Source organism: Acinetobacter sp. Marseille-Q1618, assembly GCF_902809855.1.
In the GTDB taxonomy this organism is placed as follows: Bacteria; Pseudomonadota; Gammaproteobacteria; order Pseudomonadales; family Moraxellaceae; genus Acinetobacter.
Window position 1 is genome coordinate 1,148,426 of the sequence record NZ_CADDWJ010000001.1, and the last position, 16,718, is coordinate 1,165,143.

At 39.0% G+C, this 16,718-nt stretch carries 16 protein-coding genes and 1 tRNA gene; 10 read left to right on the forward strand and 7 right to left on the reverse strand.

Annotated elements, in window-relative coordinates:
• Positions 1 to 46: 46 nt before the first annotated feature.
• Together HUS24_RS05450 and HUS24_RS05455 are read right to left on the reverse strand one after the other, a co-directional pair.
• Positions 47 to 2,647 (reverse strand): phage/plasmid primase, P4 family, encoded by a 2,601-nt coding sequence (locus HUS24_RS05450; protein WP_173911065.1) that lies wholly within the window; start codon positions 2,645 to 2,647, stop codon positions 47 to 49.
• 3 nt (positions 2,648 to 2,650) lie between these two features.
• Positions 2,651 to 2,878 (reverse strand): hypothetical protein, encoded by a 228-nt coding sequence (locus HUS24_RS05455; protein WP_173911066.1) that lies wholly within the window; start codon positions 2,876 to 2,878, stop codon positions 2,651 to 2,653.
• A 209-nt stretch (positions 2,879 to 3,087) separates the two neighbouring features.
• Between HUS24_RS05455 and HUS24_RS05460 the strand changes: the two genes are divergently transcribed.
• The 10 genes from HUS24_RS05460 (at position 3,088) to HUS24_RS05505 (ending at position 11,466) form a co-directional block, all read left to right on the forward strand.
• Complete coding sequence (locus HUS24_RS05460) at positions 3,088 to 3,807, forward strand: LexA family transcriptional regulator (protein WP_173911067.1); 720 nt, start codon at positions 3,088 to 3,090, stop codon at positions 3,805 to 3,807.
• A gap of 190 nt (positions 3,808 to 3,997) precedes the next feature.
• On the forward strand, positions 3,998 to 4,477 hold the full coding sequence (locus HUS24_RS05465; RefSeq protein ID WP_173911068.1) for a hypothetical protein: 480 nt from the start codon (positions 3,998 to 4,000) through the stop codon (positions 4,475 to 4,477).
• Position 4,478: 1 nt separating this feature from the next.
• Positions 4,479 to 4,655, forward strand: a complete 177-nt coding sequence (locus tag HUS24_RS05470) for a hypothetical protein (RefSeq protein WP_173911069.1) — start codon at positions 4,479 to 4,481, stop codon at positions 4,653 to 4,655.
• Positions 4,656 to 4,665: 10 nt separating this feature from the next.
• Complete coding sequence (locus tag HUS24_RS05475) at positions 4,666 to 5,955, forward strand: DUF2800 domain-containing protein (protein WP_173911070.1); 1,290 nt, start codon at positions 4,666 to 4,668, stop codon at positions 5,953 to 5,955.
• Between the two features lie 26 nt (positions 5,956 to 5,981).
• Complete coding sequence (locus HUS24_RS05480; RefSeq protein WP_173911071.1) at positions 5,982 to 6,554, forward strand: DUF2815 family protein; 573 nt, start codon at positions 5,982 to 5,984, stop codon at positions 6,552 to 6,554.
• 222 nt (positions 6,555 to 6,776) lie between these two features.
• Positions 6,777 to 8,840, forward strand: a complete 2,064-nt coding sequence (locus HUS24_RS05485) for a DNA polymerase (protein WP_173911072.1) — start codon at positions 6,777 to 6,779, stop codon at positions 8,838 to 8,840.
• 4 nt (positions 8,841 to 8,844) lie between these two features.
• Positions 8,845 to 9,381, forward strand: a complete 537-nt coding sequence (locus HUS24_RS05490; protein ID WP_173911073.1) for a 3'-5' exonuclease — start codon at positions 8,845 to 8,847, stop codon at positions 9,379 to 9,381.
• Positions 9,362 to 9,625, forward strand: coding sequence for a VRR-NUC domain-containing protein (locus tag HUS24_RS05495; protein ID WP_173911074.1), 264 nt, complete (start codon positions 9,362 to 9,364; stop codon positions 9,623 to 9,625). The genes HUS24_RS05490 and HUS24_RS05495 overlap by 20 nt, the downstream gene beginning before the upstream one ends.
• A 77-nt stretch (positions 9,626 to 9,702) precedes the next feature.
• A complete protein-coding gene (locus HUS24_RS05500; protein WP_173911075.1) occupies positions 9,703 to 11,106 on the forward strand; it encodes a DEAD/DEAH box helicase in 1,404 nt (467 codons plus the stop codon).
• 66 nt (positions 11,107 to 11,172) lie between these two features.
• Positions 11,173 to 11,466, forward strand: a complete 294-nt coding sequence (locus tag HUS24_RS05505; RefSeq protein WP_173911076.1) for a hypothetical protein — start codon at positions 11,173 to 11,175, stop codon at positions 11,464 to 11,466.
• 31 nt (positions 11,467 to 11,497) lie between these two features.
• Here the strand turns inward: HUS24_RS05505 and HUS24_RS05510 are convergent, their stop codons facing one another.
• From HUS24_RS05510 to HUS24_RS05530, 5 genes are all read right to left on the reverse strand, one after another.
• Complete coding sequence (locus HUS24_RS05510; RefSeq protein WP_173911077.1) at positions 11,498 to 12,514, reverse strand: site-specific integrase; 1,017 nt, start codon at positions 12,512 to 12,514, stop codon at positions 11,498 to 11,500.
• A 220-nt stretch (positions 12,515 to 12,734) separates the two neighbouring features.
• Positions 12,735 to 12,811, reverse strand: a tRNA-Val gene (locus HUS24_RS05515).
• A 22-nt stretch (positions 12,812 to 12,833) separates the two neighbouring features.
• Positions 12,834 to 14,843: a DUF3488 and transglutaminase-like domain-containing protein gene (locus HUS24_RS05520; RefSeq protein WP_173911078.1), complete on the reverse strand. Its 2,010-nt coding sequence runs from the start codon at positions 14,841 to 14,843 to the stop codon at positions 12,834 to 12,836.
• A 2-nt stretch (positions 14,844 to 14,845) separates the two neighbouring features.
• A complete protein-coding gene (locus HUS24_RS05525) occupies positions 14,846 to 15,751 on the reverse strand; it encodes a DUF58 domain-containing protein (protein ID WP_173911079.1) in 906 nt (301 codons plus the stop codon).
• 10 nt (positions 15,752 to 15,761) lie between these two features.
• A complete protein-coding gene (locus tag HUS24_RS05530) occupies positions 15,762 to 16,718 on the reverse strand; it encodes a MoxR family ATPase (RefSeq protein WP_173911080.1) in 957 nt (318 codons plus the stop codon).

A 16,718-nucleotide genomic window follows, 5' to 3' on the forward strand; every position in this document is an offset into this window, starting at 1 on the left:
TAAAAAATTACCTATACGCAAAAATCAACATGCTTAAACCTAAAAACTATTTTTTATTTACATCTAAATCCGTAAACTCTGCGGATTCACGCACACGGACACCTGTAAAATGTTTGATACCGTTAGAACGTATACTTGAAAATTTTCCATTTAATCTTCGGCTAAGTGCTTTTGCAGAAGGGATATACCTAAGTTCACGCCTTGCTTCTGCATATGCTTGCCAACTGATCCATAAATTTTGTGATGTTTCCCTGAAGTCACCTTCCTCACAACATTCACGGATCCAGTCACCAAGTAAGTCCATATCCTCTTTATATTCTTCACGTGCTGCTTTGGTGATCGCAGGCTCATTCAACCCATCTTGCTGATACTCCAATGCACCTTGCACCAACCACGCTAAAACGCCTTCTATTTCATCTGCCAATTTTTCTGATCGGCTTGTGTCCTTTTTGACAGTCAAATCTTTGTCATAATTTCGAGTAAAAGGTACAAGCATCAAACGTCGCCAAATCCCATGATCACCGCCTTTAATAATGGGCTTGTGATTGGTAGGCATCACCACTGTCCATGTCGGTTTAAACTCCACCGAAACCTTGGAATACAACCCACGTGCAATAATGGACTCACCACCTGTCATGGATTTGACCAAGCCTTCTTTAAGCTCTTTGTTTTCTTCAGGCTCACCAACATAGACAAAACGTGCACCACGCAAACGCAGTAAATCTTCACGTGCGCCACCTGCGCTACTTTTACCCTCACCTAAAAAGGTTTCTGCAGGTGTCATCTTGGCGTAGTCGCCTAAGGCTTTGAAAATGGTTGTAAGGACAGTCGATTTACCGTTAGAACCATCCCCAAACGGAATGACCATGAGATTTTCTTTGGGATTTCCTAAAATGGCATACCCCATTAATCGACGGAAAAAATTAGACATCTCTTGATTGCCAAAGAAAGCATCAAGCACCGTTTTTTCAAATAAAGGACATTTGGCTCTGGGGTTATAATTGACACCTGTGCTATTGGTAATTAATAATTCTTGTGAAGGTTTGATTAAATCGCCTGTACGCAGATCCACTGCGCCATTGGCACAGCCCAATAAAAATAGATCACTGTCTAACTCTTTGATAGGAACTAATACACGAGGGTCGGACTGAGCAAGCGACACCATGTTTTTGACCATAAACGCCTTTTGACTTGCTGCACAGAATTGGTAAAACTCTGCACGTTGGGCATCATCATCGATTTTCTTGGCTTCATCGCCCATTGCCAATACAGTTTGCTTAGCGTATTGCTCAATGACCATATTCACGCAAGGTTCCCAATAGACGGAGTTCCATCGGTACCAATTACCTGTTTCAGCCACGAACATAATTTCACTGCCGTAAGCATCCAGCATTCTTGAGGCATTACCGAATTCAGTCATCGGGCGTTTTTGTGCATCGTCTAATGCAATCTGCACTTTCTTACCGCCCATGGCGATATTGACTTCACGGTGAGCAATGGTAAATTTAGTGATCTGTTTATATTGTTGTCGAAGAAGTCCTGCAAGTTCGGTACGAAGGGCCAAATCTGTACCTGCAATTTTGCCTGCTTCTTTGGCCACAACTTGAATCAGTTCCTGCGCGTCCTTGCAGTCGGCGATTTTCTCTTTCACGCCTGCAAGGACTTTGCGTTTTTCTAAACGTATTTTTTCTTGTTTCGATTCACGCCCAACTTTGAGTAACCAGTGCGCTGTGACAATGCTTTCGCCTGTCTGTTCGAAGGTGCCCCATCGGTATTCATGGTCTTCAAACGTAGAATAGTTACTTGCTGTTGAGCTCCAATCATTCCAAAGTTGCAGAGCATCATCGCTAGCACTAAATTCATGATGCAAAGACATGCCCACACGTAACCAAGTGTCGTAATCTTCATTGTCGATATAATCTAAATATTTTTTTGCGTCATCCAAATCCCATCCAATGGTTGCGGTGATTTGATTTAAAAAATCCTCATCATCGGTCAGCTCACTCGATGTCTTTGCCCCGATACGTGCTTGACTATTTTTGACACGAACAAAACCATGCGTTAAAGCCATTTCTTCAAAGGTTTTTATCGCAAGTTCAATCTGTTCTTTGGTCAGTACCGTCAATGAGTTTGCTGAGAATTCAACAAGCCCACCAAAGAAATCTACCCATTCATAGGGTTTATTGGTGTCGGGATGGGTATGATAAGCAACAAATTGCTGACCACGCCCCAAAACCTCAACCCGATGTTTAGTAATTTCCTTAAAAGGTTTATGCGCATCTGCAGCATCTGCAAACCATGCCGACATGGATTTGCCCCAGTCTGCATCTTCCGCTCGATAAACCAGTAGGATTTTTGGGGCACGTCCGATCCGTTCGCAGCAAACCCCAAGATTGTCACGGCACCAATTGGCATATTTTTCTGCAAGATCAATATCTAATACATCAATATCAATGGCACAAATCGGAAAAGGTCCTTGCCCAGTCAGTACACCGATTCCTTGATTTTGGTATCGTGGTAGATCACTGGCATTCATTCTAAAATTTTGCCATTCATCCATCACAGGGCGTTTCATACCCTGTCTTATGGGGATCAGCATATAGTGATTGGCGAGTAAGGTTTTACCGAATTCTTTGAAGTAATTCATGGATCAACCCTCCTTAGGGCCTTTTACCTTTAAAGGATGTGCCTCTTCTAAAATCCATTCTTTTGTAAAACGACCATTCGTTGCATTCGCCAGCGCTTCCGCATAGTTGGTTTCGCCTGTGTACTCTGTTCTAGGTAAATGCTGTTGTTTAATCCAACGACCAATAATCGTTGTAGAAACACCACACGCTTCACCTGCGCCCGTTTGTTTCCCATCTATGGCTCTAACCACTCTAGCTAGAGGTGTTTCATCTAAGAACATAGCTATTCCATTTTTAAAAAATTAAACATTATGTTTCTTTATTAAACCATAAGTCATAATTAAATTTCTACATTCAGTTGATTTATTTTAATAAACATTTAGTTTAAAATTTAAATATTATGTTTAATTAGCCTTAAAAAAGACAAAGGTACCTCACCTTAATTTGTAGGTAGTGAAAAATGACTATTGCTGATCGTATTGAAGAAAAAATCCGTAAAATTAAAATAAAGGATGGAAAAAAGATGTCATGGTCACGAATGGCTACTGATTTAGGTTTTTCAGCGCAAGCATCTACTCGTTGGAAAAAAGATATTATCGCAACAGATACCCTTCAAAAGATTGCAGAATACTTAGATACGAACGTTGGATGGTTATTAAATGGTGAAGGTAGCTCTGCCAAAATTAACAATACAGAATCCTCTGAATCAAATAATGAATCTTTTGAAAAAAAACAAATGGATAACAATGCACGCCTAGCATTTCAGGGAGAAGGAAGAAAAATTCCTATCATTAGCTATGTAGAAGCAGGATCCTGCAGTACTGTATTTGAACTAGATTCAACTACTGAATACATAGTTTCGTTTAATGAAGATTTGAGTGATGAAAGTTTTGCTCTAATTGTCAAAGGGTATTCTATGGCTCCAGAATTTAATCCAGGTGATGCAATTATTGTTGATAAGAAAATATTACCTTATCCTGGTGATTGCGTTGTAGCCCAAAATGAAGGGCACGAAGCGACTTTTAAAAAGTATAAACCTCGTGGATATACCGAAACTGGAACTGAAATATTTGATTTAGAACCTATAAATCCTGACTACCCTATACTTCGTTCAAATGTTCAAAATCTAAGGATTATTGGTACTGTCCTTGAACATCATAAAAAATTAAGGCGTAAGTAAGTAAGTAAAAAATAATAGCCGCTTTCATTAGCGGCTTTTTTATAACTAATAAAAACTTTAAATTTTTAAAAATTAAACACATATAAATATATTAAACAAATTGTTTAATTTTATCTTGATAAAAATAAAACTCTATGTTTAACTTTAAAACATAAACAATCTGTTTAATTTTTAAAGTGAGAATAAACAAATGAACACACCTATTGCTAATAATCACTACGTACCCTCTGTTCAAGAAATTCGCCATTCACTATGTTCTCAACTTATTGGTGCAGGCTTAAAAACTGCCACTGATATTGTGGATACAGCTAAAGCCATCGAAGCATATGTTTTCGATAGCAAAGCACAAGCAGAACTTGAAATGCGATATGCCGACAATAATGCTGTGCAATCCAATAAAAACATCGAAGAACCAAAAACAGAAACCCAAAGCACAGCGCCAGTTGCAGAACAAAAAACTGTTGAAGCTGTAGCCATTGAAACCAACGAAGTTGCTGCAGAAGAAGCACCGCAATTCACTTTCGACGATGTAAAAGCTGCTTTGATGCGCGTTGCCAAAGTCAACCGTGACAAATTGAAAGGCATCTTGGACCAAGTCGGTGCTGAAAACGTCCCTGCCATCCACGCTGACAAATACGCTGTGGTCATGCAACTTGCTGAGGGTTACTAAAATGCGTAACTCCAAATTAGACCAAATCTGTGCCAAGCGCATGAAGTCTAACGACTTTGCGCAAGCACCAAAATCCAACCGCCTTTTAACTAAACATGAAACCTTTGCATTTGCCCTCCTATTTTTAATGGCTGCGATTTGCATAGGCTATTTAACCATTAGCACCTATTTTGCATAAGGAAATCAACATGACTTCACACGCAAAATTAAGTCCATCATCTGCACATCGTTGGATGCAATGTGCAGGCAGCCTCATCTTAGAAAAAGATATTGCTGACACTCGCTCAGAACATGCAGATGAAGGCACAGCAGCGCATTTCTTGGCATCTGAATGTTTAGAGCAAGTAAAAAATGCAACTGACTTTTTGAACTGTTTTATAGGTATTAAAAAAGGCAATGCCTACTGGTTAGATACTGCTTTTGATGATAATCAAAGCCGTTTCACAGTTGACTTAGAAATGTCTGAGAACGTGCAAAAGTACCTAGATGCAGTACGTTCCCAAGCCGATGGCAATGAACTTCTGGTAGAACAACGTGTCGATTTTTCAGATTTTATTGGCGTTGAAAACTCATTTGGTACCAGTGATGCAGTTGTTTTAACTGCAAATGAAATTCAGATCCACGACCTTAAATACGGACGTGGTGTCAAGGTCAATGCTGATGACAATGAACAACTGAAACTGTATGCGCTTGGCGCATTAAACAACTTCGGTATGTTTGGCGACTTTAAACAAGTCCGCCAAGTCATTCACCAACCTCGTTTAGGTCATACCTCTGAATCTGTACTGACAGTCGAAGAATTGTATGCCTTTGCGCAAGAGGCAAAATACCAAGTCAATATTATCCGTAGTCTTGAAGAAGGACTGGACTGTGGCGATGGTGGATCGATTGCAGATTTTGAAAGCTCATTTAATCCCGGTGAGAAACAGTGCCAATGGTGTAAAGCCAAAGCCACTTGCCCTGCTTTGACTCAACATGTTTTGGAAACGGTTGCAGGCGAATTTGAAGACTTGGACGCTATCGAGATCAATGCGCAAATTGATATTGCAACAGGCGAAGTATCAAGCCTTGAAAATACCCGTTTAAGTAAATTATTTAGTGCCATTCCTTTGATTGAAAATTGGATCAAAGCGGTCAGTGGTGCTGTGCATAACAAGTTACATGCAGGTGAATCCGTCCCTGGTTTTAAAGTAGTGCAAGGCAAACAAGGCAATCGTGCTTGGGCAAATCCTGAAGAAGCTGAACAACTGTTAAAAAGCATGCGCCTTAAAACCGATCAAATGTATGACTTGAGACTCATTTCACCAACTACAGCAGAAAAACTTAAAAAAGAAAATGTCATCGGCGTTCGCCAATGGACAAAAGTTGAAGCCATGATTACACGTGCAGATGGTAAGCCAACTGTCGTACCCGAGTCTGACAAACGCCCTGCGTTGAATTTAAACCCACAAAATGATTTTGAAAACCTAGACCAATAAATCTTGATGCTTAAGGAGCATTCACAATGAAAATTGCATTATCGAACGTACGCCTTGCTTTCCCTGCTTTATTTGAAGCAAAAACAGTAAATGGTGAAGGCGAACCCGCTTTCTCTGCATCCTTTATTTTGCCTGCCAACCATCCGCAGATCGGCAAGATCAAAGCAGCCATGGAGCAGCTTGGAAAAGACAAATGGGGCGCTAAATGGCCACAGGTTAAAAAAGAAATCGAAGCCAAAGACCGTACGGCTTTACACGATGGTGATACCAAAGCGGATTACGAAGGCTATGCAGGAAACTTCTTTATCTCTGCTCGCAATAAAACCCGTGTCACAGTGGTAGATCGTGACCGCACTCCACTTGTTCAAGCAGATGGCAAACCCTATGCCGGTTGCTATGTCAACGCTTCAATCGAACTTTGGTGCCAAGACAATAACTATGGCAAACGTATCAATGCCTCTTTACGTGGCGTTCAATTCTTAAAAGATGGTGAAGCATTTGCAGGTGGCGGTGTGGCATCTGAGGATGAATTTGAGGACTTGGATATCGGTGCAACAGGTGACGATTTAGAAAACGACCCAATGTTTGCAGGTGCTTAAAAATATCACGGTGAGTGAGCATGCCCAGTTTGTCCATGGCAATTTCGACTAGCTATGAGTGTCGATACTGGAAATAACCATAGCAGTGAATAATACGTTCCCCTATTTCCGCGTAGGTATTTACCGAGTGTCGCTGCGTCAGTGCGACTTGTTTTGGGAAATAAACGGATAGCTGACCCTCTGCGTTTATTTCACCAAAGCAAAATTGCTAAGGAAATTAAAATGACAAACCTTCTCTTTCTCGACCTCGAAACCTACTGCGAAACGCCAATTAAAAACGGCACACACGCTTATGCAGAAAATGCAGAAGTCATGATTTTTGCATGGGCTCTGAATGATGGCGAAGTGCATGTTGAAGATTTAACGCAAAACGACCCTTCAGGAGAACTTTGCACATATTTGACCAATCCGAATATAACATTCATTGCGCATAATTCAGGTTTTGACCGTACTGTTTTACGCCATGCAATGCCTGAACTTGATTTAAAAATCGAACGTTGGCAGGACACCATGGTCCAAGCTTTAAGCCATTCGCTACCAGGTGGGCTTGATGTGCTATGCGACATTTTCAAGATTGATTCTGACAAGGCAAAAGACAAAGCAGGTAAACAACTAATACATTTATTTTGCAAGCCTCGCCCTACCAATCAAAAAATACGTCGTGCAACGTGCGAAACGCATCCTGTCGAATGGTCAAGATTCGTGGACTATGCCAAAAACGATATTTTAGCCATGCGTGAACTCTATAAAAAAATGCCGAAGTGGAATTATCAAGGCAATGAATTAGCACTCTGGCATTTAGACCAACAGATCAATGATCGTGGCGTTTGTATCGACCTCGAGCTTGTTAAATGTGCCATGTCTGCGGTAGAAAAAGCGCAAAAGGTCTTGGCAAAACGCACCAAAGCATTAACCGATGGTGAAGTTGAAGCCGCGACCCAACGTGATGCCATGCTGAAACACATACTCGAGGCGCACGGCGTTTCACTTCCAGATATGCAAAAAAGTACTTTAGAGCGTCGCTTAAATGATGATTCATTACCCTTAGCCGTGCGTGAATTATTGGCAATTCGTTTGCAAGCCTCTACCACCAGTACCGCAAAATATAATGCCCTTGCCAAAGGTACAAATAGCGATGGTCGTTTACGAGGAACCTTACAATTCAATGGTGCAAGTCGCACAGGACGCTGGGCGGGTCGCTTATTTCAACCGCAAAACCTACCACGACCTGCCTTAAAACAGGCTGTGATTGATGAAGGTATCGACATTTTAAAAGCAGGCTGTGCCGATTTATTTCATGACAATGTGATGGAGCTGACCTCCTCTGCTATTCGTGGTTGTATCTGTGCGCCTAAAGGTAAAAAGCTTGTTGTTGCCGATCTTTCCAATATCGAAGGTCGAGCATTGGCATGGCTTGCAGGCGAAACGTGGAAAATCAAAGCCTTTTATGATTTCGATGCAGGCATTGGACATGATCTGTATAAATTATCGTATGCAAAATCCTTTGGCGTATCGCCTGAAGCAGTAGACAAAGAACAACGTCAAGTCGGCAAAGTACAAGAATTGGCTTTAGGTTATGAAGGTGGCGTCGGTGCATTCCTTACCTTTGCTGCAGCCTATGGCTTAGACCTTGATGCTATGGCGGAACAAGCTTTCGACAGCATTGAACCAAGCATCATGAATGAAGCGATTCGTGCATGGGAATGGCATAAAAAAGAACGCCGTAGCACCTTTGGACTGAAAAAGAAAACTTGGCTTGTGTGCGACTCATTTAAACGCTCATGGCGCTATGCACATCCTAATATCTTCGCTTGGTGGTCTGAGTTAAAAACGGCTGCAACCAATGCCCTGCAAAGTCCAAATACACCGTTTAAATGCAGAAAAGTTGATTTTATCAAAAAAGGCTCTTGGCTTTTAATTCGCCTCCCCTCTGGTCGTTTCCTTTGCTATCCGGGGGCGAAAGTTGAGGACGGTAAAATCTCATATATGGGCAATAACCAATACACCCGTAAATGGGAACGCCTTTATACCTATGGTGGAAAATTTGCCGAGAACATTACCCAAGCCGTTGCTCGTGATGTCTTAGCCCACAACATGCCACTCATTCAAAATTCAGGTTATGACCTTGTATTAACAGTACATGATGAAGTGATCACAGAAGCACTCGATCTACCTGAGTTTAATCATGAACATTTATCTAGCCTGCTTGCAGCCAATCCAGTTTGGGCAAGTGATTTGCCATTAGCAGCAGCAGGCTTTGAAGCCCCAAGATATAGAAAGGATTAAACCTATGAATAAATTAATGCTTGATCTAGAAACATTAGCACTTAGTGACAAACCAGTGATTGCGGCTATTGGTGCAGTGGTTTTTAACGATGAAAAAATTATTCAAGAATTTTATGTACAAATTGACCTTGAAAGCTGCACTAAAGTTGGTCTTGAGATTGATGCTAGCACTGTCCAATGGTGGCTTACCCAATCCCCTGAAGCAATCCAAGCAACATTTGGAGGAAATCAGGAGCTCAAATGGGGTATCAGGAGCGCTTTAGAAAGCCTTATAGATTTTTACAAAGAAAATGAATGCCAAACAATTTATGGCAATGGTGCACTGAACGATATTGTTTGGATTAACTCAGCGATTAAAGCAGTTGGGTTGGAAAAACCTTGGGGGTTTAGAGAAGAAATGTGCTTTAGAAGTCTACGCAATCATTTGCCTTGGGTAGAAATTGATGATTTTGACGGCACAAAACATAAAGCAATTGATGATGCAAAGTGGCAGGCCCTTTATCTAATTAAAGCTTTAAAAAATGCGCGAATCGAAAATTGAAAAACACCTTGTGGACAAGGTCAAAACCCTTGGCGGCGAAGTCAGAAAAGTTAAATGGATCGGGCGTAATTCTGCCCCTGACCGTATCGTGATGCTGCCTGAAAATAGCTTTTGGGCAGAGCTAAAAGCCACAGGTGAAAAGCCCGCCAAAGCCCAATTACGTGAGCATGAACGCATGCGAAATATGGGGCAACGCGTGGAAATCATCGACAGCATAGAACGAATTGATGAGTTATTAAAATAGGCAATTATCTACTTTAATAAATAAATAGGCGATTTTTAACAGGTAATTACCTATTAAAATAAAATTATAGGTGTGAAATGACAACTCAAGTATATATTCCACGCACATATCAAAATGCAATTATTGATCATATTATTGATCATCCACGTTGTGGAATTTTTGCTGGTATGGGTACAGGGAAAACCTCGTCTACCCTCACCGCTTTAGAAATTTTAGAGGCTTTTGAGCCGGGTCCTGCTCTAGTAGTTGCCCCTTTACGAGTAGCTGCAACAACTTGGCCAGATGAAGCAAAAAAATGGCAACACTTAGAACATTTTAAAGTGGTTGCAGTGGTGGGTACGCCTGAACAACGGGTCTATGCGCTTAAACAACGAGCCAATGTCTACACCATTAACTATGAAAACTTGCCTTGGCTTGTTGGCTATTTAGGCACAAAGTGGAATTTTAAAAAAATTGTAGCGGATGAAAGTACCAAGCTTAAAGGTTTTCGCATTCGACAAGGTTCGGTACGCGCAAGAGCTTTAGGCAAAGTTGCACATACCAAAAGGGTTGAGCGCTTTATTGAACTGACAGGCACACCCGCACCCAACGGCTTAAAAGACCTATGGGGGCAAGCATGGTTTCTCGATCGTGGACAACGGCTAGGAACAAGTTTCGGTGCATTTACCCAACGCTGGTTTCAACAAATTCAAGTTGGAGCAGACCGTAATGCTGTGCAACTTGTGCCATTTCCACATAGCCAAAAAGAAATACAAGACAAGCTGCAAGACATTTGTATCAACATAGAAGCCAAAGACTATTTTGATATTCAACAGCCCATTGTCAATGTCATCGAGATTGAACTAAAAGGCAATGCCCGAAAGCTGTATGACGACATGGAAAAAGAAATGTTCATTGAGCTTTCAGAGTCCATTGAAGTAGAAGCATTTAATGCTGCATCCAAAACCATGAAGTGTTTACAAATTGCTTCAGGTGCAATTTACACCGATGAAAACGGTACATGGCAAGCCGTACATGATTTGAAAATTCAGGCGTTGGAATCTGTCATTGAAGAAGCTGCAGGCATGCCCGTTTTGGTGTCTTACCATTTTAAAAGTGATTTGGCACGTTTACTCAAAGCCTTTCCACAAGGTCAGCACTTAGACAAAGACCCGCAAACCATTCGAGATTGGAATGAGGGAAAAATCCCTGTGCTATTTGCCCATCCTGCAAGTGCAGGTCACGGACTAAATTTGCAAGATGGCGGCAATATTTTAGTGTTCTTTTCGCACTGGTGGGATTTAGAACAGTACCAACAGATCATTGAACGTATTGGACCAACTCGCCAAGCGCAAGCAGGTTATGACCGCCCTGTTTATCTGCATTTTATTGTTGCAAAAGACACCATGGATGAGGTGGTGATGCAGCGCAGAGAATCAAAGCGCGAAGTACAGGATTTATTGATGGAAGCCATGAAACGCAAGGGAGTTGCATCATGTTAATGATTTTAATAGCCGATTGGCTAACTCTAAATTTAATTTTAGCTGTGCATTGGGAGATGATTTGAAATGAATAAATATATCGTGGTTATTGAATCAGAAAAACCACCTCAGATTTTTCTAGGTGATCATTTTGCAGGTGGTAAAATTGTTGAATTAAAAGCAGAGGAATTACCGCATCGCGTAACTGCTGCTTGGCTTGCTCAGCGTTTTAATTTATCTCGTAAAACAATTATTGAAAAAGTAGGACCTTTAAATAAGGGGGATCAGAATAAGCATCTCTATGATCCCAAGGAAGTAATACCCCTATTGGAAAATTTGCATATTACATCTGCCAAGCGTGGTGCTAGACGTAAGAATTAGAAAAAAGCCCCATTAAATGGGGCGTAATTTTCTAAGCAGCATTCAACATTTTTGCTATCTCTGAAGCCGTTGGATTGTAATAAGTATTCAACAATACACTCAGCGTTTTATGCCCTGTCACCTTTGCCAGTATCTCTACAGGCAGTTTTTGATTATTCACCATACGAGTAATCGCTTCATGCCGTGTATCGTGAAACGTCAACTCACCATCTAAGCCAGTACGTTTTAAATTTCGTTGCCATAAAAGTCTAAATGAATTCGAGCTATGGGGGATCAAACTCCCTTTACGATCAGGTAATAAATCTAAAAGTTTTCTAGCCTTGTGGGATAAAGGTACATCACGTGAAGTACCATTCTTGGTATCAGGCAAATGCACATAGTCACCATAGTCATGTTCTTTATGAATACCTAGAATTTCACCTTTACGCATTGCTGTTTCAAGCGCAAATAAGAAACACCACGCAACAAAGTGACCTGATGTCGTTGGTACCATGTTTTCATGATAATGATCCAACCCCCTTAAGATTTTTTCGATTTGTTGTTGGCTGATACGATTTTGTCTGGATTTAGGCTTGATTGGTTTTTTGACCAAATTAAATGGATTGGATGGAATTAAAAATGCCTCACGCACACCAAAGATAAATATAACCGATCCTAAACTCATTTCTCTATGTACAGTTGCAGGTTGCACCATCTTCAAGCGTCTATCACGATTTTCAGTGATCAGTTTTGGTGTAATATCATGGATGGATTTATCAACTAGATCGCCATAGTAACGATCAAGCCACTTTAGGTGATTACGTGTATATTCTTTACTTTTTTTAAATTGGCCACACTTTTCGTAATACATATGAAAAAGCTCACGTAAAGTGCATTTGGGTTTATTTAAATTTTCCAGTTCTTTTTCATATTCAATTTGCAGCTCCATCAAGCGTCTGTGCGCCCATTGAATACATTCTTCAGAGGAATCACGTGTAGCTGCGTCACGTAGATGTTTATATTTGACTTGGATGCGCCATGCATTGCCACGTTTGACAGGTTTTTGCATAATTACTAACTCTAAATATTTGGGGCCGTAATTTGGGCGCCAAAACCATCCAAAGACACATACGTTCTTCAAAATGGCGCCCAAAAGCGAAATATAAAGCAGTTTTTAATGCAAATTTTGAGTATTTTGATTACTCAAAGCTGACCTATTTGACATGAAAAACAGGGCAAAATCATTACAATTTCACCCTTAAATTATTGATACATATCAATAAATATCTTGGTAGGTTTAACCAGATTCGAACTGGTGACCTCTACGATGTCAACGTAGCGCTCTAACCAACTGAGCTATAAACCTAGAATGGAGTAGATCATATTCACTATTTTTGATGATGACAAGTTTTTTTCACATTTCTTAATTCAGTCGAACATTCTTTAAGCAAATTTTCAAATTCCGAAACTAACTCGCTATTTTCTTGTTTTAAATAAACTATTTTTTGATACATCAGATAACTCTGTTTAAAACATTGTGGTTGATCTGCATATTCAGCCAAACGTAACATCCACTGCTGAAAGCTTTCATTCTCTTGTTGTCGATCTTCACTATTTAAATGCCTAGAAAACTTTGAAATCGTTCGCTCAAATTGACTTTGTCTGGTATAAATATTGGCTTTTTTAATCATAAAATAAGTCAATAAAATAAATAATATTCCTACAATTAAAATCATCCCATAACTATAACTTGAGTCCAGTCCTAATTTTTTCATCCAATTTTTTTGTTTATCCGTATCATAACCAACAACTTTGCTTTGCCATTGGTAACTTGCATAATCACTCCAAATACGCAAAGTTTTTAATATCGAATAATGCTGATAGCTAAAATTTGAATCCCCCAAAATATTACGGTCTTGATTGATTAAATCCTGCATCCCTTGATCGATACGTTGCGGTGAAATAATCGCTGTAGGGTCAATACGTTGCCATTTTCCATTTAAATAGATTTCAGACCAAGCATGCGCATCCAATTGACGGACTTCCCAACTTTTTTGATCAGGTGCAAATTGTCCACCTTGATAACCAATCACTACCCGCGCTGGAATTCCCACATAACGCATTAAGAGAGTAAAACTCGACGCATAATGTTCACAAAATCCTTGTCTGCTGCCAAATAAAAAATCATCAACACGATTTTCTCCTAAGCGACCGGGTAACAAAGTATAGCTAAATCCATTTACGCGATACCAATTCAAAACATTATTCACATATTTTTCAGGGTTAGATTGGCTTTGGACAAAAAGTTGCGTTGCCAATTGTTGCGCCTTGCTATCAAATTTTTGTGGATATTTTAAATTAATTCTTTCTCGATTTTCTTGATGATGCTGATCAAATATTTCTTGATTATTGCCGATCCATTGTAAATTTATAGGACTATTCACTTGAACCGCACGACGTGCTGTAATTGCACCATCTTGATGTAAATAATATCGAGATTCATTTGGTATAGACTGCTCTAAAGCAGTGATCCATATTTGATTTTGATCTGCATTTAAATATTGATAATTCAGATACTTATTTGAATGAAGATTTAGATTATGTTGAGGTAATGTATTTAGTGCATTTCGTGTCCATGTCTGACCATCATATTGATCCAATACCATTGCACGCCAATATAAATTCTCTCTCTGCGGTAATTGTTGTATATTTCCAATAATTCGAAATGCCAATGCTGTTGATTGTGATAACTCAGCAATACTACCCGGTGACATTTGATCACTTAAACCAGTTACAGCATTGTTTTTAGGAATAGGCACATGCCATAAAGGTGGAAATCTTGGGAAAAACAAGAATAGTAAAATAAAAAATGGCACGGCTAAAGCCATTACTTTTAGCACATTCAGGAGATCTGTTTTTAAGTTTTCAGTATAAACATCGGTAACTAAAAATAATGCCATTTGTACACGATATAACCCAACTAGACCGAGAGTCAAACATAGCAAAACCGTAACTGCCATTATAAATGACTGGCTAAATAAAAATAAGCTTGCACTTACAAATAATGCAAAGTTAAATAAAATAATTAAATCCCTGGTTTTTTTAGTTTCTAAAGCTTTTGCCAATAGAAACGTTGCCAATACAGGAACACCTGCATCGACCCCAAGAAAAGTAGCATAATTAAAATAGATTATGGCTAAACTAATCAGAACAAATATTAATTTATAATAGGAATAAAATTTTGGTATTTTATCTAGTGATGGTTTTTTATTAAACTGATAAATAATAAAAATTTGTACTATAAAAAATAAAGATAAAGCGATTGGAATAAAAGCAACCAATGCTAAACAAATCAATCCAAGCATTGCGATAATCATGATTTGTAGTGATTTATGCATAATTATGCCTGCGCTAATTTTATTTTAACCATTTGATAATGTGTAAATCCTACACCTTGTTCTATGTCTACATGAGGCAAAGTCACTCGGTAAACTCGCTGCTGTTGTTCACATTCATCTACAAGAGTCATCATTAAACTCAGTTTAACTTCATGTTCATCTGCAGGCATACAATGATAATCAATCTGCATAGTTTCTTGATCTACATGATCCTCAAATCTTTTAATATATAGCCCCTGACCGCGTGCAGCTTGCTTCCATGACACTGCGTTAAGCGAGTCACCTTGTTTGTATTGATTTAATTCATAGAACTCATCCCAGTCTGGCATACCAGAACTTCGTGAGCTGAATAACTCATTTTCCGACTTATATGGTTCAGGTGCAATCCAAATCGGCTCAGACATATAGATATATGTCCATGCTCGAACTAAACCTAAAGGATAAGTTGAGAAGATTTGAATCGTGGGGAGTTTAAACTGTCCTCTTTGTTGAGGTTGGAAGTTAAATTCTATTTGTTGTTGAGAATGAACGGCGACATGCTGAAACTGATCATCCACTTTGAAATTTAAAAATTTTATCGCTTGATCTGGTGTATGAAGTATTAATTTTAATGTCAATACTTCATTTACTCTTCCCACTTCAGGGAAAACAACTTCAATTTTCAAAGCATAAAGTTGTTTAAAAGTAATATAAAAACTGATACACAATATTGCACTAATTAAAAAACAAAAAGCTAAAATCAAATTATTTGCATAATTCACACCTGCAATAAATGTAATCAAAATTAAGACTAAATATAAATAACCTTGTTGATATAAAAACACTAAAACTTCTTTTTGTTTTAATACATTTATGCCTTTATATTGAAAGCGTTGATGTAACCATTTTAAAAATCGCTGTTGCAGCATTTAGGCATCCTCAACCATTTACCGCAACTTTTTGCATTAAGGCAAACGTATCTTTTTCACCTAAATTCAGCCGATGTGAGGCAACAGCAACAAAAACAGCTTTTACATCATCGACCGTGACAAAATTACGTTTTTCTAGCAAAGCATATGCTTGCGCTGCTTTTTTTAACGCCAACAAACCCCGTGTAGATAAGCCATGTTGGGTTTTACGTGTTTCAGTGGCTAAATCAAGTAAATAATCAAACACCAAGTCGTTCAAATAAATTTTTTGTACAAGTTGTTGTAATTTTATAATTTCAGCAGCTTTAAAAATTGCATTCACATTATTAATTAATATATGACGAGGACGTTGTTGTAATAAAAGCTTTTCAGCATCACGTGATGGATAACCTAAAGATAAACGCATTAAAAATCGGTCTAATTGCGACTCAGGCAAAGGATAAGTCCCACTTTGAAACAATGGATTTTGTGTGGCAATCACCCAAAATGGCTGGGGTAGCTCATAACGCATTCCATCAATGGTGACAAAACTTTCTTCCATTGCTTCCAGCAATGCGCTTTGTGTTTTTGGACTGCAACGATTAATTTCATCAGCCAATAAAATTTGTGTGAATATTGGACCTTGTTTAAATTCAAATACATGTTCACTTTGATTAAACATATTGATGCCAATAACATCACTTGCCAACATATCATTGGTAAATTGAATTCTTTGAAAATCAAGCCCTGCCAAATGTGCCAAAGCGCTTGCCAATGTGGTTTTTCCTAAACCCGGTAAATCTTCAAACAACAAATGACCACCTGCGAGCAAACTACACAATGCCAGTTTTGTTTGTTGCGGTTTATCTAAAACGATATCATTGATTTGTTGTAAAAAAGCATCTATTTTTTCATAAAATGGTGCTAATTCCTGTTCATCTATTAAATCAATTGTTTCATTTTGCTTTGTTTTTTGTCCCCAAAACAC

Excerpts from the sequence above, each read along its gene's own strand:
- HUS24_RS05520 (WP_173911078.1), bottom strand. The coding sequence starts at position 14,843 with ATGCATAAATCACTACAAATCATGATTATCGCAATGCTTGGATTGATT.
- HUS24_RS05505 (WP_173911076.1), top strand. The coding sequence starts at position 11,173 with ATGAATAAATATATCGTGGTTATTGAATCAGAAAAACCACCTCAGATT.
- HUS24_RS05450 (WP_173911065.1), bottom strand. The coding sequence starts at position 2,647 with ATGAATTACTTCAAAGAATTCGGTAAAACCTTACTCGCCAATCACTAT.
- HUS24_RS05470 (WP_173911069.1), top strand. The coding sequence starts at position 4,479 with ATGCGTAACTCCAAATTAGACCAAATCTGTGCCAAGCGCATGAAGTCT.
- HUS24_RS05495 (WP_173911074.1), top strand. The coding sequence starts at position 9,362 with ATGCGCGAATCGAAAATTGAAAAACACCTTGTGGACAAGGTCAAAACC.
- HUS24_RS05485 (WP_173911072.1), top strand. The coding sequence starts at position 6,777 with ATGACAAACCTTCTCTTTCTCGACCTCGAAACCTACTGCGAAACGCCA.
- HUS24_RS05465 (WP_173911068.1), top strand. The coding sequence starts at position 3,998 with ATGAACACACCTATTGCTAATAATCACTACGTACCCTCTGTTCAAGAA.
- HUS24_RS05510 (WP_173911077.1), bottom strand. The coding sequence starts at position 12,514 with ATGCAAAAACCTGTCAAACGTGGCAATGCATGGCGCATCCAAGTCAAA.
- HUS24_RS05475 (WP_173911070.1), top strand. The coding sequence starts at position 4,666 with ATGACTTCACACGCAAAATTAAGTCCATCATCTGCACATCGTTGGATG.
- HUS24_RS05525 (WP_173911079.1), bottom strand. The coding sequence starts at position 15,751 with ATGCTGCAACAGCGATTTTTAAAATGGTTACATCAACGCTTTCAATAT.
- HUS24_RS05460 (WP_173911067.1), top strand. The coding sequence starts at position 3,088 with ATGACTATTGCTGATCGTATTGAAGAAAAAATCCGTAAAATTAAAATA.
- HUS24_RS05490 (WP_173911073.1), top strand. The coding sequence starts at position 8,845 with ATGAATAAATTAATGCTTGATCTAGAAACATTAGCACTTAGTGACAAA.
- HUS24_RS05500 (WP_173911075.1), top strand. The coding sequence starts at position 9,703 with ATGACAACTCAAGTATATATTCCACGCACATATCAAAATGCAATTATT.
- HUS24_RS05480 (WP_173911071.1), top strand. The coding sequence starts at position 5,982 with ATGAAAATTGCATTATCGAACGTACGCCTTGCTTTCCCTGCTTTATTT.